Source organism: Tunicatimonas pelagia (genome assembly GCF_030506325.1).
Taxonomy (GTDB): domain Bacteria; phylum Bacteroidota; class Bacteroidia; order Cytophagales; family Cyclobacteriaceae; genus Tunicatimonas; species Tunicatimonas pelagia.
In genome coordinates, this window is sequence record NZ_CP120683.1 from 6,414,226 (window position 1) to 6,436,371 (window position 22,146).

Here is a 22,146-nt window from a genome sequence, read left to right on the forward strand (position 1 = left end):
AGGGACGACTATGTAGCTTATTCAGAGGGGTATATATGCATTTCTTAAGTTAACAACAACGAGCGTCTTTCGGTGGATAGAGTTTCATTCATCCTTTATTATCTTAGCCCCAATATCACGCGTAATGCTATTTGGAATATCAATTTTTAGACCTGACTGGGTAACGGCTTCTTTGTAAGTATCCAGAATTTCCCCCTTCTGACTGTCCCACCACTCGATGGTATACGTACCTTCGGGTAACGTCACAGTAATCTCTCTTCCCGAAAGGGCTTCCCGGTCGGTTGTTTCGTGTGGGGGCGTTCGTACCGCCCATAAAAAGGTTCGTTGCTGCGTCTGGTTAGTGAGCAAGCGTACGTGTTCTAACCCCTCGGTATTTCCCTCATGCGACAATTCTTGCCAGGGAGCGTTATCGGTGAGGTTTTCATTTTTCAAAAACTTGCTGAGTGCCGGATAAATATCTGCGTAGGCATCGCATCCTCGCTCACCGTAGATCGGATGCGTCCACCAGGTAAGAGCCCCGGTCCAGCCCGAAACCAGCGCGTTCCATTGAGTCTGACGTACCCAGTTTCCTTCCGGGTCATACGTGGCAGGATCTTTCGTGCCTATCCGGGCATTGCCGCCGAATTCGCCCATAAGAGCCGGGACAGATATGTCAGTAGGAGCATTGATCGTCCAGCAAGAACCATCGTAGGTGTGGAGGATGTAGGCATCCGGGCCAGTTTCGCCTCCGTGACCGTCGCTAGTAAACGTAATAGGATGCTGATAAGGATCAACGGTTCGTAACCAAGTAGAAATATCTTGCCAGTAGTCATCGTAGGGACGGTCATATTCGTTGAAATACTCCGTCATCCAGTAGCTGGGACTGTAGCCCCACCGGGCCAACGTATACCGGAGCCTTTGTTTGATGAGGCTCTCATTTTTTTCTTCGGCGTAGACTGTACCGGCCGAATAGGGCTGGTCAGTGATGGCATCCCAAACGGTATGGATGATGCCAATGTCGTGTTGCTCAGCATTTTCGTAAAGCTGGTCTAATAGGAAGCACATCGCGGGATGATATTTTCCTAATGCAAACCCCATGTCCCCGAAGGGTATACTACCGTACGCTTCTCCGTCGGCTTTTGCTTCCAGGGGATGATAATAGATGTCAGCGATGAACCGGGCGGCATTCCCCCCGTGCTCTCCCAGGCTGTTGATCATATTTTTCTGAAAATTGTATCCGGTATACAGATTGCTGTCGGTCAAGCCAGTTCCAGGCAGACCTGTCCACGGTGGCTTGTAGTTAGAACCTGTACCCCAATTCCTATTAGCTGAGTCGGCAGCGGCTAGCCGCAAAAAGGCATTCACATCAACGTTGAGCCCAGCGGCAAAGAACGTCCCGCCCGAGTTCTCGTAGTGATAATATTGCTTATTGATTGGGTGCATCCGAATAAAGCCTTTTTCGGTAAGCGCGGCTGGTGCTACGATAAACTCGATGGCTTCCGAATTCTTCGTTCCATTCATATCCTTCGCCTGAAGCTGATAGGACCAAGTACCGGCTACAGTGGGAGTAAACCGTATCATCCATTGGGCTAGCTCAGTTTTACGGATGGCTTGGATTTGGTCGTCAATAGCATATCCTTCGTACCAAAAGCCAGGTACCTGGGTTTCTTTCCCATCCGGATCGACGAAAATGGCCAATACATCAATCTCCTTGAAGTCATAGGGATTATCGTAGGTTTGGGAAAGGTCAAAGCTGATTTCTAGCTTTTCATAGGCGAGGAGAGTATCGGTGTTCTGGGTAATTGCGTGAAATTCGGATGAACTGCTGCAAGCAGCCAGGCTCACAGTAAAGAAGATTATCGAGTAAATGAAACCGAAAATGGTACTGGTGTCGTATTGAGTTTGCGACATTTGTTTTACTTCCAAGGGGTTGGCGATTTTTAAGATTTGATTATAAGCAGGATGCTTTTCTGTCGGCGAGCGGTACAGAAGTAGTGGAAAGAGAAACCTCTAGAAGTAGCCCCCTTTGTCGGTAATATCTTGGATAGACTGTCCCTCAGCTACCCAGCCAAAGATTTTTTTCTCATTTTCTCGAATTTCCTCAGCCCGTAGTAATACGTCGTAAGCGACGGGTCGGGGAACCACCAGCACTCCATCAATATCGCCTAGTACCACGTCGCCCGGTTTGATCGTTACGTCCCCAATCTTGATAGGGATTTGGTAATGAGTGATTAGGCAGCGGCCCAAGCTACCGTTAGAAATGCGGTATTCATAGAATACCGGAAAGTCCGCTTCCAAAATTTGGTGCGTATCCCGGATACCCCCGTCAATGCAAGCGGCTTTCAGTTTCTTTCCTTTCGCCGTAGCCGTCATCACCCCGCCCCATAGCGTCGCTTTTTGGTCGCGACTGGTATCCCAGAGTACAAAAGCATCCTCCTGCATATCGTCCAGCATCTGCGTGCGAAATTCCATCTCGCCTTGTATCTTCACATTAGGCGCGCTTTTCACAGTAAAGGCAAACCCCGCTACAGTTCGGTACTCCCGCAACGGCTTAATACGCCCAGGCAGTGCTTGCTCCAATAGGCAGAACTCCCGCAAGACATCATTGACCGCACCAGTATACAACTGCTCAAACCGAAGCAGCATTTCTTTGTCAGGAATAGGAAACCGGCCATTCGGAATACCTTCCCGTTCCTGGATCAGTTTCTCTAAGTTCATCATTCCTACTTCTTTCTTGTACTGATTAACATTCATAAGAATTTACATTATTGATTTATATTTTATATTGCTAATTTTAGGAAATAAAACCTAAATTACAAATTAAGTGAAATAAACATCTGTACTTTTGATTCCTATATGATTTTGCCATATATCACCAGGGAACGGCGAAAAAAATCAAGGTGATGATATAGCAATACTGACTTATGTACTTTTCTACTGTACAGCTTTACTATCAATATTTAAACTTATTTTATATTGAAAAATAATTTGATTATACAGCAACCAATAAAGGCGTACTATCGATGGGAGTTGATCCTTTGGCTATGGTTGGCATTTTTTCTTAATCAGGGGGATCGGCAAATCTACAACACTGTTATTCCGCTGATCAAGCCCGACCTAAATCTGACGGACGTACAAATTGGCCTAGTAGCGACTATCTTCCTTTTGGTGTATGGTCTGCTAGTTCCTTTTGCGGGCTATGCGGGAGATCTTTTTCAACGTAAGTGGATTGTCTTTACCAGCCTACTGGTATTCAGTATTGGCACTTTGTTTACCGGAACAGCTAGTACGTTTGTTTTTTTGGTTATCTACCGCAGTGTAGCTACCGGGGCGGGTGAAGCCTTTTATTATCCAGCCGCCAACACCCTGATTGCTCAGCATCACCAGCGTACCCGGGCGATGGCTATCTCTATCCATCAAACGGCCAATTACGTAGGGGTGGTGGCTAGCGGTTTCTTAGCGGGCTACATCGGTGAGCAGTTTGGCTGGCGCTCGTCCTTCTATGCGTTTGGGGCAGCCGGAGTCGTAGTGGCAGCGATCATTGCCTTGCGGGTAAAAAGTGATAAAATAACGGAGCAGGGGGTATCCCGCGATCAAATTACAATTCGGGAGGCCATTCAGTACACCTTGGCCAAAAAAACGCTGATTCTGCTAAGTAGTGCTTTCGGATTAATGGTGTTTGCCTTACTGGGGTACCTCACTTGGATGCCTACCTTTCTTCACGAAAAGTTCGGGCTACCGCTGGCGGAAGCGGGCTTTTCCTCCATGTTTTACCATCACCTACTCGCATTTGTGGGCGTATTATTAGGCGGAAGGTGGTCAGACCATATCGCCAAGCAGCGCAAAAAATTTCGGGTAGAAATCAAAATGATGGGTATGCTGCTAGGGGCACCCTTTATCTTCATGATGGGCAGCGTATCCGATCTGTGGTGGTGCTATTTGGGACTGGCAGGCTACGGGCTGTTTCGGGGAATGTACGACTCCAATTTATTTGCCGCACTTTACGAGGTCATTGAGCCTAAGTATCGATCTTCGGCTACGGGCATCATGATTTCCTTTGCGTTTATTGTGGGAGCCCTGGCACCCGTTGCTTTGGGGTGGATCAAGCAGCAGGCTGGATTGGAACTAGCGATCCAGTGCTTGGCTATTGCTCAGATAATCGCTGGGATATTACTGGCACTGGCTACTCGATATACCTTTAGTAAGGATCAAATTTCAGAATAAGATTAAAACCCCTTTAGCCTAATGAAGTTTTCTCACTTGTTTTTTTCTAACCAACCCGATGTAACTTGGCAACTGGTACGCCAGATGGGGGTTAAATACGCGATTGCCAAGTTGGCCCCCGAACTCACTGGCCAGCTTCCTCCCTACGATATTGATTCGCTGCGTACAGCTCAGGATACTTTTGCCGAACATGGCCTGGAACTCATTGGCCTAGAAGGCGATCAAATGGATATGCACCGCATTAAACTAGGATTAGCAGGGCGGGATGAGGACATTGACCATTATTGTCAGATGTTGGAAAACATGGGACAGCTCCATATCCGGCTACTCTGCTACAACTTTATGGTCACCGGCTGGCACCGCACCCGATTAGATCAGCAGGAACGCGGTGGGGCACTAGTGACGGCCTTCGACTACGAACAAGCCCAGCAATCGCCGAACCCTTTGGGGGTGACCATATCCGCGGAGCAGGTCTTCGATAATTACCACTATTTCATCGAGCGGGTCATGCCGGTAGCCGAACAAGCAGGGGTAAAGATGGGGCTTCATCCCGACGATCCTCCAGTTTCCCCCTTACAAGGCATTGGCCGGGCATTTACCAACGCGACGGAGATCAGACGGGCACTAGCAGTCTCGGGCAGTCCCTCGCACGGACTCACTTTTTGCCAGGGCACTTATACCACTATGCAGGAGGATGTTGCAGCACTGGTCCGAGAGTGGATTCCTCGCATCTTCTTTTTGCACCTACGCGATGTTGTGGGTTCACCTGCCCGGTTTCACGAAACATTTCACGATAACGGCCCCACCGACATGGTAAGTAGGCTAGCATTGTATCAGGAAATTGGCTACGACGGGCCAGTTCGCTCCGATCATGTGCCCACAATGGCCGGGGAGACCAATCATCGGCCGGGGTACGGAATGTACGGCAACCTGTTTGGCATTGGGTACCTAAAGGGAATTATGGAAGCCCTAGCTATAGATTTTACGTGATTATTTATTGACGTAGTTTTCCAACTAAACGATCTCTATGAATTCACCTTACACAATAAAAACACTGATGGACGGACTCAACTTTCCGGAAGCCCCGCTGATTGACCAGCGAGGACGCATTTGGTGTACTGAACTATTTGCCGGAGCCATTACCTGTTTAGATGCCAATGCTGTGAGGCGGCTATCCGTAGGCACTACAGCGAACGGGATGATTGAAGATGCCCAAGGAGACTTTTACATAACCGATTCGGCTGAAAATGTTGTTCGCTGGGCCAATGCAGAAACGGGTGAGGCGAAGCCCCTATTTGATAAGACCAACGAGGGGGAAACCATTCATCGGCCTAATGATCTGTGCTTTGATAAACTGGGGAACTTACTAGTAACCTGCCACGCCGAAGCCCGCACTACGCCCGATGGCTACGTGGTGGTACAAACTCTCGCTGGGGAGGTAAAAAAAGTGAGTACTAAAAAATACTTTCCCAACGGGATTGCCCTTGACGCATTAGGTACCACGCTGTACTTTTCAGAAACTTATAAACACCGGGTGTGGAAAGCGACCTGGAACCCAAATGCGTGCGTCATTGAGCACGAAGTCCCTTGGGTAGATGTAGGCGGCCCCATTGGCCCAGATGGTATGTGCCTCGACTGCCAGGGTAATGTTTACGTCACCGTGTTCGATCAGAGCAAAATTGAAGTAATTAGCCCCGAGGGTACAATCATTGAAACAATTCGCTTGCCCTACGCCCGGCCTACCAGTTGCGCTTTTGATACCAGCGGGCAGCACGGCCTTCTGGTGACGGATGCTGACCAAGGACTATTATTTAGTGTAAACCATGCCGCTGAGGGGTTGCCGCCTTTTCGTCGGTCTTGAGTCAATAATTAATCTTACTTATTCGTACAACTACCTAAGTGACTATGAAACTCAGTGGAAAAATTGCTTTTGTGACCGGCGCTAGTCGGGGAATAGGGTTAGCGATAGCCCAAGAAATGGCAAATCAGGGAGCCAAAGTGGTTATCAACGATTTGTCGGCTGACCGAACCGATGGGGCGGTTGCCACCATAATCGCTAAAGGTGGGCAGGCATTGGCCTTACCGGGTGATATCAGCGACACCTCGTTCGTCAAAACGTCTTTCGAGAAGATAACAGCAACCTGGGGTGAGGTCAATATTTTGGTGAACAATGCCGCCGTTGAGGCTCGCAAATCCTCCCTTGATTTTACCGAAGAAGACTATGATACTATGATGCGGGTAAATTTGAAGGCCGCTTTTTTTCTAGCGCAGCGGGCCCTAAAAAGCATGGTGGGGCAACAGTGGGGACGGGTGATTAACATTTCTTCGGTGCACGAAGAAATCCCGACTGGATTTTGTAGCATTTACAGTATGACTAAGGCAGGCCTACGGATGATGACCCGGGAACTGGCGCACGAATTCTCTCAGTACGGTATCACGGTTAATAATATTGCCCCCGGGGCTATTCGCACTGACATGAATAAGAAGGTACTATCCGACCCAGCCTACGAACAAAAAGTACTCGCTAAAATTCCAGCTCGATTTATTGGGCAACCGCACGATGTAGCTAAGTTAGCAGCCTTTTTAGCCACGGACGATGCCCGTTACATTACCGGAGCTACCTATTTAGTGGATGGGGGATTGGCTCTGTAGTTGAAGGTATCCGTTCTGTTAAGTGCTTTCAACTGCCTCGAGCAAGGGCTGATTAATCCCTTCGGTGAGGTTCTGGCTGATGACCGTGGCTGCTCTTCCGAGCAGTGAAACTATTTTCCGTCGATGAGCCTCCGATAGCCGGGCGGCGGGTAAAAACACCCCTAGGCTAGCTACCACCAGCTCGCCGTTAAATACCGGAGCCGCAAAGCCAACAACGTGTTGTAAAGATTCCTGAATAGTCATTTTCTCGACCCGGATTTCTTCTAATATACGGTAGAGAGTGTCGGAGTGACACGCCTCCGGCCAGCTATCTTCGGTAGGCAATCCTTTCTTCCGAAGGAATGACTTTAGCTCTTTTTCGGGAAGAAAGGCTAGCAGTAGCCGTCCGGTAGCGGTTTCGTACGCCTCCTTGGTAATGCGGTTCTTGACGTGTAACTCGTGATCGCTCTCTACCTCGTAGATAGTTACCCGCTTGTGCTTATGAATGACCGCTAGAATGGTGTTTTCATTAAGCTGATCCGATAGCTCCTCCATTACATCCTTCGCCGCCTCTACCAGGTCAGTATCGTAAAAAGAGCCATCAGTAAGTCGATAGATCAGTGGGCCGTAGCAGTATTCCCGGTTATCGTTCTGCTCCAGCATATTACGATCGGTCAGGGTTCTCAGAATATTGGAACAAGTAGCCCGATTGAGGTTCAGGCTATCGGCAATCTCGGCTAACCCCGCAGCTTGCTGGGGGGATTTACGGATAAACTCCAGAATGTCAATCGCCCGGTGTACTACTTGAATCATGGTATTCCTATCTATGTTAAATAATGTTTTACAATATAGTGAATTTTATTCTTCTAGGCTATTAGTCATGGTCACTCTTATTAGTTTGAACCGGATGAGGGCGATAATTATGCTGAATGAGTAGCGTATCGCAGATTAGTCAGAAATTTTCCTGCTCACCTTGATAATTAAATAATAAAATGTAGTTTTACATTACGACAAATTTAAAAATAGCCTACACTTGGCAAACCAACTTGTGACATTTGAAAAACGGTACCATGATCCGTACCTACTATTTGATCAAATCGAGATTTATAATAAAACAGAATACCTACATCAACACTATCAATTTACTATTCACAACTAAACAGCATACTTTATGAGAACTATTACGAACGTTCGCAGTCTTGTGCTCCTTTCGTTCTGGCTGGTGGGACTAACCCACTTAACTTTCGCTCAATCATCCATTCGAGGAAAAGTGACTACCCTAGATGAGGGGGAAGGCCTACCGGGAGTGAATGTGGTACTGCAAGGAACTTCCGTGGGAACTGTTACCGATGTGGAAGGAAACTACAGTTTAGAAGCACCAACCGATGGGGTTTTAGTATTTTCCTCCGTAGGGTATACGCAGGAAGAAGTACCGATTAACGGTCGGAGTATCATTGATTTGACTATGGCTCCCGATATTCAATCGCTATCTGAAGTGGTTGTGGTCGGATACGGAGTTGCGAAAAAAAGCGACTTGACCGGAGCAGTAAGTTCGGTTGACCCCGAACAAATCAATAACCAGGTACTGCCTAATGCAGCGGAAGGATTACGGGGACAATCCGCTGGAGTATTTGTATCCAGCCGCTCATCCCAACCAGGGGGCGGGCTGAATATCCGCATTCGGGGAACCAACTCAATTGCCGCCGGCAATAATCCGCTGTATGTAGTAGACGGAGTACCACTGGCCGGGGATATTTCAGGTATTAACCCTGCCGATATTGAGTCCATTGAAGTACTTAAGGATGCTTCGGCACAAGCCGTCTACGGTGCTAGGGGAGCGGGCGGAGTGATCTTGGTGACCACCAAAAAAGGCCGTGCCGGGCAGACCAACATTAACTTTGAAAGCTACTGGGGTGTGGCTGAGCAAAACTTAGACCTTGACTTGATGACCACCCGTCAGTCCGCCGAACTGCTTAATGCTGCAGCGCTCAACGACGACCTTCCCCCTTTCTTTACCGAAAGCGAAATCCAGCAGTTGCCGGAATATGATTGGATTGACCTGACCACACGTTCGGGGACTATCCAAAACTATACGTTAAGCATTAGCGGCGGTAACCAAACCACTCGCTACAGCGTGTCGGGGAACTACTTCGATCAGGAAGGGGTGATGCTCAATACCGGGTTTAACCGAAGTAACCTCAAACTGAGTATCGATTCGGATGTGAGCCAACGACTGACGCTTAGTACGAATATCAATCTCTCTCGTACCAACCGCAATAATATTTTTGAGGGTGGGGAGGAAAGTGGTATATTATTATCAGTTGCGGCATGGCCGTTTACTCCACCCTACGATGAGGAGGGCAACTACACTGATTTTACCACTGCACTTCCCAATTACCCCAGTTCAATGGTTAACCCCTTACCTCAGTTACTGGAGCGGGATGTAGACAATATTACCACACGTATTATTGGAAACGTAGCATTGAACTATGAGATATTTCCGTCTCTCTCGTACCGCTTAGTGTTCGGAGCCGATGTTTCGTTTGACAACTTCTCTACATACCAGACTTCCAGGTTCCCTAATAACCCGGCAGGAAGATCTTTTATCACCCGAAGAAACGGCCAGTTCTATACCAACCAAAATATTCTGACCTGGAACCAGGACTTCGGACTGCACAACTTGACAGCTACCGGGGTGTTTGAGTGGACTCAATCGATGCGCGAGTCGGTCAATAATTCGGCTACCGGATTCTTTACCGATGAACTCAGCTATAACTACATTAATATTGCCCAATCGCAGAACCCGGCTACCCAAACCAATACCGAGTACCAGATTGCCTCCTACATGGGGCGTGTTAACTACAGCTTCAACGACCGCTACTTGCTCACCGCGAGTATGCGGGCCGATGGCTCTTCCCGGTTCGGAACGGGTAATCGGTGGGGGATTTTCCCCTCAGCAGCGGCGGCGTGGAAAGTTTCGGAGGAAGAATTTATCCAGCAAGCTGGCCTATTTTCTAACCTGAAGCTACGGGCCGGATGGGGGCAAGTGGGAAACCAAAGCTTTGCTTCTTATCAATCAATTGTTCAGCTAGAAACCATAACCACAGCGATGGGCAACCAACCGGTGATTGGGGCAAATCCGGCCAATTTGCCCAACCGCGAACTGCGATGGGAAACAACTACCTCAACCAATATTGGACTCGATGTTGGGTTCTTGAACCAACGATTGACATTTACCACTGAATTTTACGTAAAGAACACCGACGACTTACTAGCCTTTGTACCGGTGGCACAGTCCACCGGCTTTAGCTCCGTAATTAGTAACATTGGTAAGATTCAGAATCGTGGGTGGGAGTTTGATGCCTACGCGCTGATCTTCGACGGGGATTTTCAGTGGGACGTGAATGCCAACATAACCTACAACCGCAATGAGGTGCTGGAGCTGGCGGGTGGTTCGGATATCTTCGGCCCAGAACTGGCTAAGCCGTTGGGGCAAATGCACGTTGTTCGGGAGGGCTTACCATTTCCTTCTATCTTAGCTTTTGAAGAAGAAGACCAATTAGATGAAGAGGGGCGGGTCGTGGTTAAAGACATTAACAATGACGGGGTGATCAACCTTGATGACCGGACTATTCAGGGAACCCCGAATCCGGATTTCTACTACGGTCTGACGACCAACTTGCGCTACAAGGGGTTTGAGCTCTCGCTCTTGTTTCAGGGGGTGAGCGGTAACGAGATCATTAGCGGTACGGTAGCTCAACTTTCTCGCGAACCATTTTTTCGAGGTCACCGGCCTCAGGAGATGTATGAAAACCGATGGACTCCAGAAAACCCGAACCCGAACCCGAATGCCGAATGGCCGCGCATGGACGAGCTTACCCGTAATCTAGTAGATGTAGGTACCGAACGTTTTGTGTTGGACGGCTCTTACGTACGCCTGAAGAATATTCGGTTGACCTACAACATTCCTACCGGTCCTATTAAATGGTTGCGTTCCGCTTCGGTTTACGTAAGCGCCGATAACTTGCTGACCTTTACCAACTACCCTTGGTTCGATCCCGAAGTAAGTACGGTCGAGAATCCTGGAGGTAACGTACAGCAGAGAATTGCCCAGGGAGTAGATTTGGGAGCCTATCCCAATAGCACCCGCTTCATTGGTGGCTTTCGGATAGGATTCTAAATTACCCTTTAACAATACTTATAAAAATAATACTGCAATGAAATCAAGATATTTTGTCGTACTGCTAGCACTAGTGGTCAACTTTAGCACCTCCTGCGAAGATTTCCTAGAAGAAGAACCAAAAGCATTGCTATCTCCTGACGTACTATTCTCTGATCTCAACGGGGCTTCTATCGTCATGATCAGTGCTTACGATAAGCTAAAAAAAGGTTGGGGGCATCGATCGCTTGTTACTTTAGTAGAGAACCAATCTGACCTCATTCAGGCTAAAGGGTCATGGGCCTCTAATTCAGACTTTGACCAACCGCTCAACTCGGTTAATATTGGCCGTAGCAACAACGTTTGGCGACGGTGCTACGAAAGTATTAATATCTGCAATACGGTACTGGCTCAAGTAGAAAATATGGCGGTGCTACCCAGCCAGGAAGAGGAAAAAGCGGCTCTATTAGGGGAAGCGCGGTTTGTTCGGGCACTTAGTTACTACTACTTGGTTCGACTTTACGGCCCAGTTCCCATTCGTACTGGCACCACCACCACTCCCGATGAAGCTAGTGAAGGGGTAGCCCGTACTCCCGAGAGCGAGGTGTACGACCAACTTATCGTTCCTGATTTACAGTTTGCCGAGCAAAATTGTGTAGACGAATGGGATGATAGCAATATGGGCCGGGCTACCCGATGGGCAGCAAAAGCGCTGCTGGCTGAAGTGCATCTAACAACCGAAAACTGGCCCGAAGCCCGTCGCCTGGCGAAGGAAGTAATTGACAGTGACATGTTTTCGTTAGTTATGGTTAACCAACCCGATGATTTTCTGCAAATCTATGGGGCTGATGTGGTGCGCCATTCTGAAGAAATTTTTTCTTTTAAGTACTCCAATGTTATTAATGGCATCGGAAACTGGGAGGCGCAGTTTGCCAATGGCTTTAACGGCGGACTGTACACGGTGGGCAACGCGGGCTGGAATGGACATAATGCCAATTACACCAATCCGATTGTTGTCAATTGGAGCGATGACGATTTCCGCAAAGAGTTCTCTACGTACTTTACGATCGTGTTGCCTGACGGTACTGTTGATTCAGTCGGTTTCGACGCTCGTGGGGTAAAGCATGCTCATATTCGGAAGTGGCAAGACAATGCGGCTCCTAATATTACAGAAGCTGGAAACGACATACCAGTGCTACGACTGCCCGATATGCTACTCGTTCACGCCGAAGCTACTGCAATGGAAAACGGCGGAGTAGAAATCGCCGAGGCAGTAGAAAGCCTCAACCAGGTTCGCCGTCGGGCTTACGGCTACGACCCAGCACAAGCGTCCCCGATCGACTACCCACCAGCGGGTTCTTATGCAGGTAGCTTTCGGGATTCAGTATTGGTGGAAAGAAGTTATGAGTTCTTTGGAGAAGCCAAGCGGTGGTACGACCTGCTCCGTACCAACACAACCGCTCAGGCAATTGAAACCGCTTTTCCAGAATTGACCTTTAACCCAGTACGCCTACGGTTCCCGCTTCCCTTCGAGGAAATTCAGAATAATTCGGAAATAAGTGCTGATGACCAGAATCTGGGATATTAAGTCACTGCATCCAAGATTTTGACTAATACAATGGTATGGAATTAACCCGCATTTCCCTCATTATGAAAATCGCTACACTTCAGCATGTAGTCTATTCTACTGTTTTCCTCGTTGCTATGTATTACGGTAAAGCACAACCAAAAGCAGAAAGTGTTTCACCAATCCCGGAAAGCGTGTTTGACTATTTTATCACTAGTGTTTTGACCATTTAGTTATTTAACAAATTCAGATACGATACTGTTGTTTCATTTTAGTTCTGGCCTGTAGGGTGGTAAAACTCCAGGAAATCTTAGTGCGCCTTTGGTTTCTATCTTCCTGCCATGCATGAGTGATGTGCTTCATTTTCTGTATTGATTCAACTCTCTGACTGATCGCTTGTCGGGCAATAGCCGAGAACTCTATCTCAGCGCTATTGAGCCAGCTAGCGTGCTTAGGGGTAAAGTGAAACTCTATCTTGTTTTTCATAGCATGGGCAATGGCTGGGGTATATCGTTCGTAGAAGGCACCATACTGATGAGTATTTAAGTTGTCCTGTACTAATTTGATCTTATCCACATGAGCATAGTGAGTGGTAGTAAGCCAGTAGATGCATTCAGCATAGTCTCGTTTAGTTCTTTGCTTTCTGACTTGTAGATAGCGAAGGCCTTGATCTATATCATAAGCTAGCAGCAGCACACAAGTGCCCTGACGGATATATCTATGATCTTGTTTTTCCACCTGTCCAGGTTTCACTGGCAATGGACTGATGCTGTGTCCTAATAACTGGCACGGACGCTCGTCAAAACAAAGCCGAGCTACACCCGGCACGATCGGGGCTTGATACAAATCAAGGATGTCTTCCATTCTAGCGATATATTCACCAGTAACCTTAGCGATACACCATTGCTTCTTGAGCCAAGGTTTGAGCAGACTTTTTTAAAATCTTACGTACCGATTCACGTGAGATCGTCTCTACATACCCCAACTCTACTACTTTATCTCGTAGAAGTCTAATAGTCCATTGTTTGCGCCCTTCCGGCGGATTGCTACAGGCCAGCGTAGTTATATGGGCCTCTTCTGATTCACCTATCTTGGAAGGCTGACCGGGGCGAGGCTTTTCACAAAGGGCTGTTTCTAGTCCTTCCCGCAGGTAACGCCTTCTAATCTGACTGATGGTAGGGCGACTGATATCTAGCAGGTGTTCAATGCGCCCGATAGGCAGTCCTTCATCTAAGTATTTCAAGGTCATTGCTCCTCTCAGGGCACGGGCTGACCTTTTGCCTACGCTTAGGTAGACCTTTAAATCTTCCCGATCGGTAGTGCTCAGTTGCAGCGGCTTACTTGTTCTTCCCATAGCTGTAAATGCTTTTGGGAAAAATAGTACCTTTTGTCAAGAATTTAAATTGTCAAAGCACTAGATGGAGTACTTGATTAGCCCAAGTACGACTGTAGTTGACAATAGCTCCCCAGATTTTACGTCCTTCCCAAAAGCGGTCGTAGCTTTGATTATTTTTGAAACCAATCAGAAACGAAACAGCAATGCCAATAACCGTAAGAGGTTCAAATCGAAAGCGCAGAAATGTCCATTCCAAAGATTGGTAAGCTATTAGGACTGCGGAGGATCAGAGCAGGGCAAAGGTCAATATAGGCCAGGAATAGCGTAAGAGTAGATCCAGACTTAAATTCCTTTTGATATACATAGAAGATACGAAAGTTTATAGGGTAGGTAGATAAAGCTGATTGGAAGTATGTGGTTAACAATAGAATCAGCGAAGGGAAGCGTCAATTATAACAACTCCTCCTTCTTGAAAATGGAGCTGTTCCTACTCGACTCGTAGAACTGCTCTATGGCTTACCTAAATAGATTGGTATGGTTGACACCGTTTTGAGTGTTCCGGGATGAAATAATGTTTCTTACGATAGGCACCATAGCTATACATTTTTGTAATGTTTTGCTGTAAAGAAACTTAGTAGCGAGAGTAATTTCTTGGACTATCTTGCGCATATAGTACTTTCTTACCGAAATCTTAGTTAAGAGTTTTCCACCTGAGTATCCAGCATGCTATCTGGCTAGCGATACTTCAAAAATTTTCTTAGAAGTGGGATACTGTTGTAGACCCGAGAAAAGAAGGGTAGCAGCGGTTTCCCGTAGAGCAACTTTGACAGTTAACCACAGTACATTGCTCGATTGACGGAACAGGGCATTCTTATAAAAACTTGATAAGCCTAAGAGCTTTTGAGAGGTGAAGGAAATCGTCTTAAAATAGCTTCATCTGCGCTTTGATATTGTCGGCTTTGAATTGGTTGAGAAGTTTAATGGTTAGCGTTCGGCACCCGGCTAACAGAACACCTAGTAACTAGCTTAAAATTTGATCCGCCGCATCATCGAGTACCTCCTGCTCAAAATCATCAAAGTAGGCTTCGGTGGTATAGTAGTTGGTATGGCCGAGCATATCCCCAATCTGCGCTTTGGATATTCCCTTACGTAATCCAGCCGTGGCGAAGGTATGGCGAGCCACGTAGGTCGTCAGGTTTTCTTCTACACCAATGGATTTTCCGATAGTGATTAAGCGGCGGTTGTGATTACGGAGCCGATTCTGATACAGTTTATAGATATACTCCTCGTCGGCGGTATCAATTACATCCCGCATAATCGGAAAAGCAAGTCCCTTGTCATTTTCAGAGTCAGCGTAAGCATCTAGGATTTGCTGGGCTTCTTTAGAAATTTTGATATTGAACTCTTTTACACTAGCTCCGCGTTTGGTTTTTCGCCGTTTGTACCGCAAACGTCCCTCTTCAATAGCTGAAGTAGGTAGGAAGGCTAAATCAATGAAGTTCATCCCTCGCATATTGAACATAAATAGAAAATAGTTACGATGGTGCCATAGGGACGAGCTTGGTGAGTAGTCTAATTCTCGGATTGTTTGAATAACATCTAGCTTGACAGCGCGTTTCTTGGCTTTTTCCGTACGGATCGAGTACCCACTTTTGCCAAAAGGATAGTGTGCTGGGGTTAGTTCCGTATCTTTATCGCGAATCGCTAAATTGTAAATGCGGCGGATAGATCGCATATAACTGCTCATTCCATTAAGCTTGAGCCCCTTTCCTAAGTAATCAGCTTCGAGATCTTCCAGAAATGTTTCATCAATGTCGGAAAGAAGGAGTTGTTTATGGCCATGAAATTTTACAAATGCTTTCAGGGCATCTTCAAAAGCACCCGCCATTCCAAAACGCTTCGCTTTTGTGTAACGAGCGATAACTTTATGTCCATAATCCCAGAGGGTAGTTTTTCTTTCTTGAGTAATCAGCGTTGGAATAACCGGGAGAGCTTTCTGATCTTCTTTCTCAAACCGCTGTTTGATCAATGCCACAAGATCGTCTACGGTTAGCTGCTTAAGAACAGCGTGATGATCGGAAAGAATATCTTGGGCCAGCGACATCTTTTTTTGTACTTTCGCATTAGCACGTGCTGCATTAGGAAAAGAGCTTTTGATTTGTTTTCGCTTATTATCCCAGTGTTTCGTTCCGGTAATAAATCCAGTTTTTAAGATACTTGGGTTTTCGGCGGTGGGATACCCGAATGACCAAGGGGGATTTGTCGGGATCAGTGTAGCGAGGGTCGGGCATGAGGGTCAGTTTAGCCATAGTTGCTCTGTGTAGTTTGGCATCTAAAGTAGACGGATTATTTTACAGTAGCAAGCAAGTTTTGAACACTTTTTGAACACTTTTTTTGGTTTCTAATGATATGTAATGAACTCTAATAACTACATGTTGCTACATAAAAAACTGATTATTAGATATTTATGAAAAATTATATTTTATTAAAGGTCATATGTCTGCTCACTCATAATCAGGTGGTCGCTGGTTCGAGCCCAGCAGGGTTCACTGTTCAATAGAATTTTTATAATTAAGCACCTACAGCATACTGTGGGTGCTTTTTCTTTTTAGATTAAAATCTCTTTACACCTTGGGCGTACATCCAAGCGTAACCAAGTATTTCAGGAAAACTAAGAATTACCAGTTAAAATACTAACATTCGTCATTTATTCGCAAGGTAGTCCGCTTTATTATTGCGTGTTGCTTATTCATAAACTTGGTGAATTTTTATCGATCACAAGTGTTGATTCTTTAGAGGCTGGTAACGATTTTCAACCGAGAAGAATATCATAATAGCGACACTACTTAACTTTGCACCTACTGCTGTTTCAACTTAGGTACTATGTTCTTACGAAAAGGAATTATTGCAGCCACCGGATTATTTTTGTGTCTGTTTCTGGTAGTACACCTATCAGCCAATTGTATCTTGCTACTACCGGAAGATATTGCGCGTAGTGCATATAATGCCTACTCAACTACCCTTCGGGAGAGTCCGCTAATCAAGATTGTCGCTTACGCTTTGTATGCGTCTATCATTTTACATGTGGTGTATGCAGTAATTGTCACTGTTAAAAACCGGCAGGCCAAGCCAGATAAGTACGCAGTAAATCATAGTCAGGAAAATAGTACGTGGACATCCCAGAATATGGGGCTTATTGGTATTTTTATTCTGCTGTTTATCGTTATTCATCTGGCGAACTTCTGGGCACGAATCAAGCTGGGCCTGGGAGAAAGCGTGGGTACTGATGTTGACGGTAACGTAGATGTGTACGAAGTGACCTACAGCCTATTTCAAAATATTTATTACGTGCTGTTTTACACTGTATTGATGGTTCCATTGGGGTTACATCTGCATCACGGACTGAAAAGTGCTTTCAAGACACTCGGTTTCTACCACCGTAAGGGATTGCGGGTGCTGAGTAAGGTTTCGTTAGTCTACGCGGCGATCATATCCATTGGGTTTGGGGTCATTCCGTTAATCGTATACTTCAAATAAACAGCTATGACGAGGTTGAATGCAAAAGTTCCGGAAGGAAGATTAGAAGACAAGTGGCGCAACTACCAAGCAAAGAGTAGTCTGATTAATCCAGCCAACAAAAAGAAGCTGAAGATTATTGTGGTGGGTTCAGGGTTAGCGGGAGCGGGAGCAGCCGCTACTCTGGCGGAGCTGGGCTACGAGATACAATGTTTCTGCTACCAGGATTCCGCTCGTCGGGCGCATTCGGTGGCCGCGCAGGGGGGAGTCAATGCGGCTAAAAACTATCAGCACGACGGCGACAGTGTATGGCGTATGTTTTACGATACGCTCAAAGGGGGAGATTTCCGATCGCGGGAAGCAAACGTTTATCGGCTAGCGGAACTATCGGCTCCATTAATCGACCATTTTACTCAGCAGGGAGTGCCCTTCGCCCGGGAATACGGTGGGGTGCTGGTGAACCGAAGCTTCGGGGGCGTTCAGGTACAGCGAACGTTCTACGCCCGCGGACAAACCGGGCAGCAACTGCTGCTGGCAGCCTACGCTCAGCTGTATAAAATGATTCGGGCCAAAAAAGTTGAAATGCTCACCCGCCACGAGATGCTTGACTTGGTAGTGATCAACGGCCAAGCCAAAGGCATTATCGCGCGTGATTTGACTAGTGGCGAGCTTAAGCGATTTGCTGCTGATGCAGTAGTGTTAGCCACGGGTGGATACTCCCGGGTATTTCGGCTATCTACGTTGGCCATTGGCTGCAACGGAAGTGCCATCTGGAAAGCTCATAAGCAAGGAGCCTACTTCGCATCTCCCAGCTTTACGCAAATTCATCCTACGGCTTTGCCTCAGTCCAGTGAAGCCCAATCAAAACTCACCCTCATGTCGGAATCGCTGCGGAACGATGGTCGTATTTGGGTGCCTCAGAACAAAGAAGACACCCGGAAAGCGAACGATATTCCGGAAGAAGAGCGGGATTACTATCTGGAACGTCGTTACCCTAGCTTTGGCAATCTGGCTCCCCGAGATATTGCTTCTCGAGCTGCTAAGGAGCGCATTGACGCGGGGCACGGTGTGGGGAGGCTGAAAAATGCAGTATACTTGGACTTCAAACACGCCATTCGGCAGTTTGGTCTAGATACAATTCGGGATCGCTACGGTAATTTGTTTACGATGTATAAAAAGATTACCGGGATTGATGCGTACCAAGAACCTATGCAAATATCTCCAGCAGCGCACTTTTCTATGGGTGGCTTGTGGGTAGACTACGAACTGATGACTACCATTCCGGGATTGTACGCTATTGGCGAATGCAACTTTTCGGATCACGGAGCGAACCGCTTGGGAGCAAACTCGCTCTTGCAGGCCAGCGTAGATGGCTACTTCATTCTGCCCAACACCATTAATAATTATTTAGCCGGAGCACTGAAGGAAGAGCAGGAAACAACCGAGCACCCGGAGTTTGCCCGAGTAGAACAAGAAGTGCAGGAAAATATTGATCGCCTATTGGCAGTGAACGGTACTAAAACCGTTGATCACTTTCATCGGGAGTTGGGAAAGATTATGTGGCAGGAGTGTGCGATGAGCCGTAACGAGGCAGGGTTACAGTGCGCTATTGAGCAAATTACGCAGATCCGCACTAATTTCTGGAGCGATGTAAAAGTTACCGGACACGACAAGGAGATGAATACCGAACTAGAGAAAGCCCTACGGTTAGCTGATTTTATTGAACTAGGACTACTCATGTGTACCGATGCGTTGAATCGGGAAGAGTCCTGCGGGGCCCACTTTCGGGAAGAGTTTCAAACCCCGGACGGCGAGGCTATTCGCGTTGACGATGTGTACTCCTACGTTTCGGCCTGGGAATACGGGGCTGAAAACTTTAAGCATCATGAGGAAGCGTTAAAATTTGAATTTATTGAACCTACGGTACGAAGCTATAAATAGACGATTATGACAGTTACATTCCGAATATGGCGGCAAGAGGGAACCAACGATCCGGGGAAATTGACCGACTACGAAGTGGAGGGGCTTACCGACGATATGTCGTTTTTAGAGGCGCTCGATCATCTAAACGAAACGCTAGTGATCAAAAATGAAAAAGTGATTGCCTACGAGTACGATTGCCGGGAGGGTATCTGCGGTCAGTGTGGAGTATTCATCAACGGACGTGCCCATGGTCCCCATGCCAATATGACCACCTGCCAACTGCATATGCGTAGTTTCAACGACGGCGACACGATTGTAGTAGAACCCTGGCGGGCCGATAGCTTTCCGGTGGTGAAAGATTTGGTTGTAGATCGCTCAGCCCTTGATCGGATTATTGAGCAGGGCGGATATATTAGTGCTAAGACCGGAACCGCACCCGAAGCCAATGCGGTACCTATTGGAAAAGAAATTGCTGATAAAGCAATGGATGCGGCGGCGTGTATTGGTTGTGGAGCCTGTGTGGCGACCTGTAAAAACTCCTCAGCAGCTTTGTTTACCGCAGCTAAGATCAATCACTTAAATTCGCTGCCTCAGGGCAAGCCCGAGCAGCATCAGCGCGTGTTAGCCATGACTGAGCAGATGCAAGAAGAAGGCTTTGGGCACTGCACCTTCACTGGAGCTTGTGAAGTAGAGTGTCCCGAGGGAATTTCTATTACCAATATTGCCGAGATGAACAATCGGGTTATTCGGGCTTCTATTTTTGGTTAATGTTCTCTAATACCTGCTTATCGGCTAACAATCGTTCGCGTAATTGACTGTACTGTAGTTGATGAAGACCCTGACTGCTATCAATTGCCATAGCTGCTGCCGTGGCTGCCGATTGTCCCAGTACCATAAAAACTGGTTCCATCCGAATAGAACCGAAAGCAATGTGGCTGGCCGATAAACAGACTGGTACCAGCAGATTATTTGCCTGCTCCTGCTTGGGCAAAATAGACCGATACGCGATGGGGTAGGGGGGGAATCCACCTACCTCAACATTACCCTCATTTTTCACTTGCCCATTTACTACTATGCGTTGGCAGTTATGAGAATCCATGGTGTAAGCCGCCATACCAACCGGATCATCTACCGTTTCTTTTCCTTGGCAATGAGCCTGAGTCATCACATGCTCACCGATTAACCGTCGGGCTTCGCGCACGTAAAGTTGAGGCGACCAGTTGCTATCGTCAGTATACTCATCTTTTGGGTAACCCCATCGCTGTACTTCTTCTTGTAATTCAGTGGGTACGCGCGGGTCGCTGGTGTAAAAGTATAGTAATCCTTGCGTGTAATCTTGGTGGGCCTCAATAATCTCAACCCGCTCCTCATAACTGGCTTCAGGATAGCGGTGGCTCCAGTTAATCATATCGGTAGAGAAACCGCCCCGGTTATTGATGTCCGTTTTAGCGTTGGGCATTCGACTCCAGATAAAGTACTGGTTAATTGCTCGCATGTTAGGCTGAGCTCCAAATAATCGGGCTAGTAGCTCGTAGCGCAAAGAGTCGTAGTTATTTGGGCGAGTAATGGCTACTTTGTTTTCATCCACATTGGTTAGACAAATACGAAAGTTGTAGGCTTGTACCAGCGTATCGCCAGTACCTTTTTCATCTAAACTAGCCGGGCTAATGCCCCAAACTAAGCCGCTACTCGAATCACCCGGAACTACATACGGGTCAACACCGTCTGGAAACTGGTGACCGTCTAGCAATTGCACTCCATTGTAAGTTTCGCCGTAACGCTCGTTTGCTTCGCGCCCAACAAAGTAGTCTACCCCAGCAGCAGCCATCAAGTCGCCTTCGTAGGTAGCATCAATAAACATTTTTCCTGCGTACGTGGTACCACTTTCGGTTGTGATCTGTACAATCTGTTCGCCCCGCTTGGTAACACCACTTTCTCGGTCTAATCGCTCATTCATCACCACTTCAATACCGGCATCGGTTAGCATCTGCTGATAAACCTGAAGAGCAGCCGAAGGCTCGAAGGTCCACATGGCATCTTCGCCCTCCTTAGTGCGGGTTTGCCCACCATCCAGGTACTCCGTTCTTTCCTGCCACTTCCAGTTTTCAGTATCGTTGTAATAGGCTCTAATATTTTGGTAAAACTCCCGGGAGATACCCCCGATGGCCTGTTTGTTACCAATATCGGTCTGTCCTAGTCCGCCGGTAGTTAGTCCACCCAGGCGGCGGGAAGGTTCAATCAGTACCACCGATTTATCCATCCGGGAGGCTTGAATGGCGGCAGCGATGCCTCCGGAAGTACCGCCGTAGATAATAATATCGGCCTGATAATTCTTTGCGGTAGGTTTATGGTTTATTGATCCACAATAGAAAAGAGCAGTTAATAGCAATAAGGCAGAAAAACGCAGAATCTTAGGTTGTGTATTGTTCATTTTTGATACGACTGGTTATTTTCGCGTTAGTTCTTTTGCAGATGTTTTAACAAGTGGGAATTTTCATCTTCTCCTTCCAGGTCAATTTCCGGCTTACTCTGATGTTGCCCTTAGCACTCCTGAGTACGAGTTAAAATACTCATTCGGTACGGAAAACCAAAGATAAGGAGTGGCTCGCTCACTATTTAGTAGCTCAGTTAATTTTTGTCCCAACTTTTGAGCTACCTCCGAGTGTGAAGAACATAAATTGTTTGTTTTGGCTTCATCTACTAAAAGGTGCTAAAGCTAAGGGCTCTGCTCGTTCGCCCCCTGAATAAACTTTTAGACTTTACAGCGCAGTCCGTACACATCGCTGCTGGTTTTCACTGCTCAGTAGACAC

The 22,146-nt window shown here is 47.0% G+C and carries 18 protein-coding genes; 9 read left to right on the forward strand and 9 right to left on the reverse strand.

Annotated features, from left to right (window positions below; genetic code table 11):
- Positions 1–84: 84 nt before the first annotated feature.
- Together P0M28_RS27430 and P0M28_RS27435 are read right to left on the reverse strand one after the other, a co-directional pair.
- A complete protein-coding gene (locus P0M28_RS27430) occupies positions 85–1,890 on the reverse strand; it encodes a DUF5060 domain-containing protein (RefSeq protein WP_302206698.1) in 1,806 nt (601 codons plus the stop codon).
- Between the two features lie 99 nt (positions 1,891–1,989).
- The gene (locus P0M28_RS27435; protein WP_302206699.1) at positions 1,990–2,733 is read right to left on the reverse strand and encodes an RraA family protein; all 744 of its coding nucleotides are present in this window, start codon (positions 2,731–2,733) and stop codon (positions 1,990–1,992) included.
- Between the two features lie 222 nt (positions 2,734–2,955).
- Here P0M28_RS27435 and P0M28_RS27440 point away from each other — a divergent pair, with 222 nt between their 5' ends.
- The 4 genes from P0M28_RS27440 to P0M28_RS27455 are packed head-to-tail and all read left to right on the forward strand — an operon-like array spanning position 2,956 to position 6,855.
- Positions 2,956–4,203 (forward strand): MFS transporter, encoded by a 1,248-nt coding sequence (locus P0M28_RS27440; RefSeq protein WP_302206700.1) that lies wholly within the window; start codon positions 2,956–2,958, stop codon positions 4,201–4,203.
- A 21-nt stretch (positions 4,204–4,224) separates the two neighbouring features.
- Entirely contained in the window at positions 4,225–5,193 is a 969-nt protein-coding gene (locus tag P0M28_RS27445) for a mannonate dehydratase (protein ID WP_302206701.1), read from the forward strand.
- Positions 5,194–5,230: 37 nt separating this feature from the next.
- Positions 5,231–6,064 carry an SMP-30/gluconolactonase/LRE family protein gene (locus P0M28_RS27450; protein WP_302206702.1) on the forward strand — a complete coding sequence of 278 codons (834 nt, stop codon included), beginning with the start codon at positions 5,231–5,233 and terminating at the stop codon, positions 6,062–6,064.
- 44 nt (positions 6,065–6,108) lie between these two features.
- Positions 6,109–6,855, forward strand: coding sequence for an SDR family NAD(P)-dependent oxidoreductase (locus P0M28_RS27455; RefSeq protein ID WP_302206703.1), 747 nt, complete (start codon positions 6,109–6,111; stop codon positions 6,853–6,855).
- Between the two features lie 18 nt (positions 6,856–6,873).
- Here P0M28_RS27455 and P0M28_RS27460 read toward each other — a convergent pair whose 3' ends face one another.
- Positions 6,874–7,647: an IclR family transcriptional regulator gene (locus tag P0M28_RS27460; protein ID WP_302206704.1), complete on the reverse strand. Its 774-nt coding sequence runs from the start codon at positions 7,645–7,647 to the stop codon at positions 6,874–6,876.
- Positions 7,648–8,005: 358 nt separating this feature from the next.
- Between P0M28_RS27460 and P0M28_RS27465 the strand changes: the two genes are divergently transcribed.
- Together P0M28_RS27465 and P0M28_RS27470 are read left to right on the forward strand one after the other, a co-directional pair.
- A complete protein-coding gene (locus P0M28_RS27465) occupies positions 8,006–11,014 on the forward strand; it encodes a SusC/RagA family TonB-linked outer membrane protein (RefSeq protein ID WP_302206705.1) in 3,009 nt (1,002 codons plus the stop codon).
- A gap of 37 nt (positions 11,015–11,051) precedes the next feature.
- Positions 11,052–12,581: a RagB/SusD family nutrient uptake outer membrane protein gene (locus tag P0M28_RS27470; RefSeq protein WP_302206706.1), complete on the forward strand. Its 1,530-nt coding sequence runs from the start codon at positions 11,052–11,054 to the stop codon at positions 12,579–12,581.
- 225 nt (positions 12,582–12,806) lie between these two features.
- Here the strand turns inward: P0M28_RS27470 and P0M28_RS27475 are convergent, their stop codons facing one another.
- From P0M28_RS27475 to P0M28_RS27495, 5 genes are all read right to left on the reverse strand, one after another.
- Positions 12,807–13,490, reverse strand: a complete 684-nt coding sequence (locus tag P0M28_RS27475; protein WP_367281926.1) for an IS630 family transposase — start codon at positions 13,488–13,490, stop codon at positions 12,807–12,809.
- Positions 13,450–13,914, reverse strand: a complete 465-nt coding sequence (locus P0M28_RS27480) for a helix-turn-helix domain-containing protein (RefSeq protein ID WP_302206707.1) — start codon at positions 13,912–13,914, stop codon at positions 13,450–13,452. Before P0M28_RS27480 ends, P0M28_RS27475 begins: the two co-directional genes overlap by 41 nt.
- 52 nt (positions 13,915–13,966) lie before the next feature.
- On the reverse strand, positions 13,967–14,167 hold the full coding sequence (locus P0M28_RS27485; RefSeq protein WP_302210947.1) for a bestrophin family protein: 201 nt from the start codon (positions 14,165–14,167) through the stop codon (positions 13,967–13,969).
- A gap of 750 nt (positions 14,168–14,917) precedes the next feature.
- The gene (locus tag P0M28_RS27490; protein ID WP_302206708.1) at positions 14,918–16,000 is read right to left on the reverse strand and encodes a site-specific integrase; all 1,083 of its coding nucleotides are present in this window, start codon (positions 15,998–16,000) and stop codon (positions 14,918–14,920) included.
- Positions 16,001–16,067: 67 nt separating this feature from the next.
- Positions 16,068–16,205, reverse strand: coding sequence for a hypothetical protein (locus P0M28_RS27495; protein WP_302206709.1), 138 nt, complete (start codon positions 16,203–16,205; stop codon positions 16,068–16,070).
- Between the two features lie 574 nt (positions 16,206–16,779).
- Here P0M28_RS27495 and P0M28_RS27500 point away from each other — a divergent pair.
- Genes P0M28_RS27500 through P0M28_RS27510 form a run of 3 tightly spaced genes read left to right on the forward strand, consistent with a single transcriptional unit; the run spans position 16,780 to position 20,103 of the window.
- Positions 16,780–17,433: a succinate dehydrogenase cytochrome b subunit gene (locus P0M28_RS27500; protein WP_302206710.1), complete on the forward strand. Its 654-nt coding sequence runs from the start codon at positions 16,780–16,782 to the stop codon at positions 17,431–17,433.
- A gap of 6 nt (positions 17,434–17,439) precedes the next feature.
- The gene (locus P0M28_RS27505; protein WP_302206711.1) at positions 17,440–19,353 is read left to right on the forward strand and encodes a fumarate reductase/succinate dehydrogenase flavoprotein subunit; all 1,914 of its coding nucleotides are present in this window, start codon (positions 17,440–17,442) and stop codon (positions 19,351–19,353) included.
- Positions 19,354–19,359: 6 nt separating this feature from the next.
- Positions 19,360–20,103 (forward strand): succinate dehydrogenase/fumarate reductase iron-sulfur subunit, encoded by a 744-nt coding sequence (locus P0M28_RS27510; protein WP_302206712.1) that lies wholly within the window; start codon positions 19,360–19,362, stop codon positions 20,101–20,103.
- Here the strand turns inward: P0M28_RS27510 and P0M28_RS27515 are convergent.
- Positions 20,090–21,766 carry an FAD-dependent oxidoreductase gene (locus P0M28_RS27515; protein ID WP_302206713.1) on the reverse strand — a complete coding sequence of 559 codons (1,677 nt, stop codon included), beginning with the start codon at positions 21,764–21,766 and terminating at the stop codon, positions 20,090–20,092. The two genes, P0M28_RS27510 and P0M28_RS27515, sit on opposite strands and share 14 nt — an antisense overlap.
- Between the last annotated feature and the right edge of the window lie 380 nt (positions 21,767–22,146).

Coding starts and splice junctions, on each gene's coding strand:
- P0M28_RS27430 (WP_302206698.1), bottom strand. CDS start 1,890: ATGTCGCAAACTCAATACGACACCAGTACCATTTTCGGTTTCATTTAC.
- P0M28_RS27435 (WP_302206699.1), bottom strand. CDS start 2,733: ATGAATGTTAATCAGTACAAGAAAGAAGTAGGAATGATGAACTTAGAG.
- P0M28_RS27445 (WP_302206701.1), top strand. CDS start 4,225: ATGAAGTTTTCTCACTTGTTTTTTTCTAACCAACCCGATGTAACTTGG.
- P0M28_RS27450 (WP_302206702.1), top strand. CDS start 5,231: ATGAATTCACCTTACACAATAAAAACACTGATGGACGGACTCAACTTT.
- P0M28_RS27455 (WP_302206703.1), top strand. CDS start 6,109: ATGAAACTCAGTGGAAAAATTGCTTTTGTGACCGGCGCTAGTCGGGGA.
- P0M28_RS27460 (WP_302206704.1), bottom strand. CDS start 7,647: ATGATTCAAGTAGTACACCGGGCGATTGACATTCTGGAGTTTATCCGT.
- P0M28_RS27465 (WP_302206705.1), top strand. CDS start 8,006: ATGAGAACTATTACGAACGTTCGCAGTCTTGTGCTCCTTTCGTTCTGG.
- P0M28_RS27470 (WP_302206706.1), top strand. CDS start 11,052: ATGAAATCAAGATATTTTGTCGTACTGCTAGCACTAGTGGTCAACTTT.
- P0M28_RS27480 (WP_302206707.1), bottom strand. CDS start 13,914: ATGGGAAGAACAAGTAAGCCGCTGCAACTGAGCACTACCGATCGGGAA.
- P0M28_RS27490 (WP_302206708.1), bottom strand. CDS start 16,000: ATGTCGCTGGCCCAAGATATTCTTTCCGATCATCACGCTGTTCTTAAG.
- P0M28_RS27495 (WP_302206709.1), bottom strand. CDS start 16,205: ATGGCTAAACTGACCCTCATGCCCGACCCTCGCTACACTGATCCCGAC.
- P0M28_RS27500 (WP_302206710.1), top strand. CDS start 16,780: ATGTTCTTACGAAAAGGAATTATTGCAGCCACCGGATTATTTTTGTGT.
- P0M28_RS27505 (WP_302206711.1), top strand. CDS start 17,440: ATGACGAGGTTGAATGCAAAAGTTCCGGAAGGAAGATTAGAAGACAAG.
- P0M28_RS27510 (WP_302206712.1), top strand. CDS start 19,360: ATGACAGTTACATTCCGAATATGGCGGCAAGAGGGAACCAACGATCCG.
- P0M28_RS27515 (WP_302206713.1), bottom strand. CDS start 21,766: ATGAACAATACACAACCTAAGATTCTGCGTTTTTCTGCCTTATTGCTA.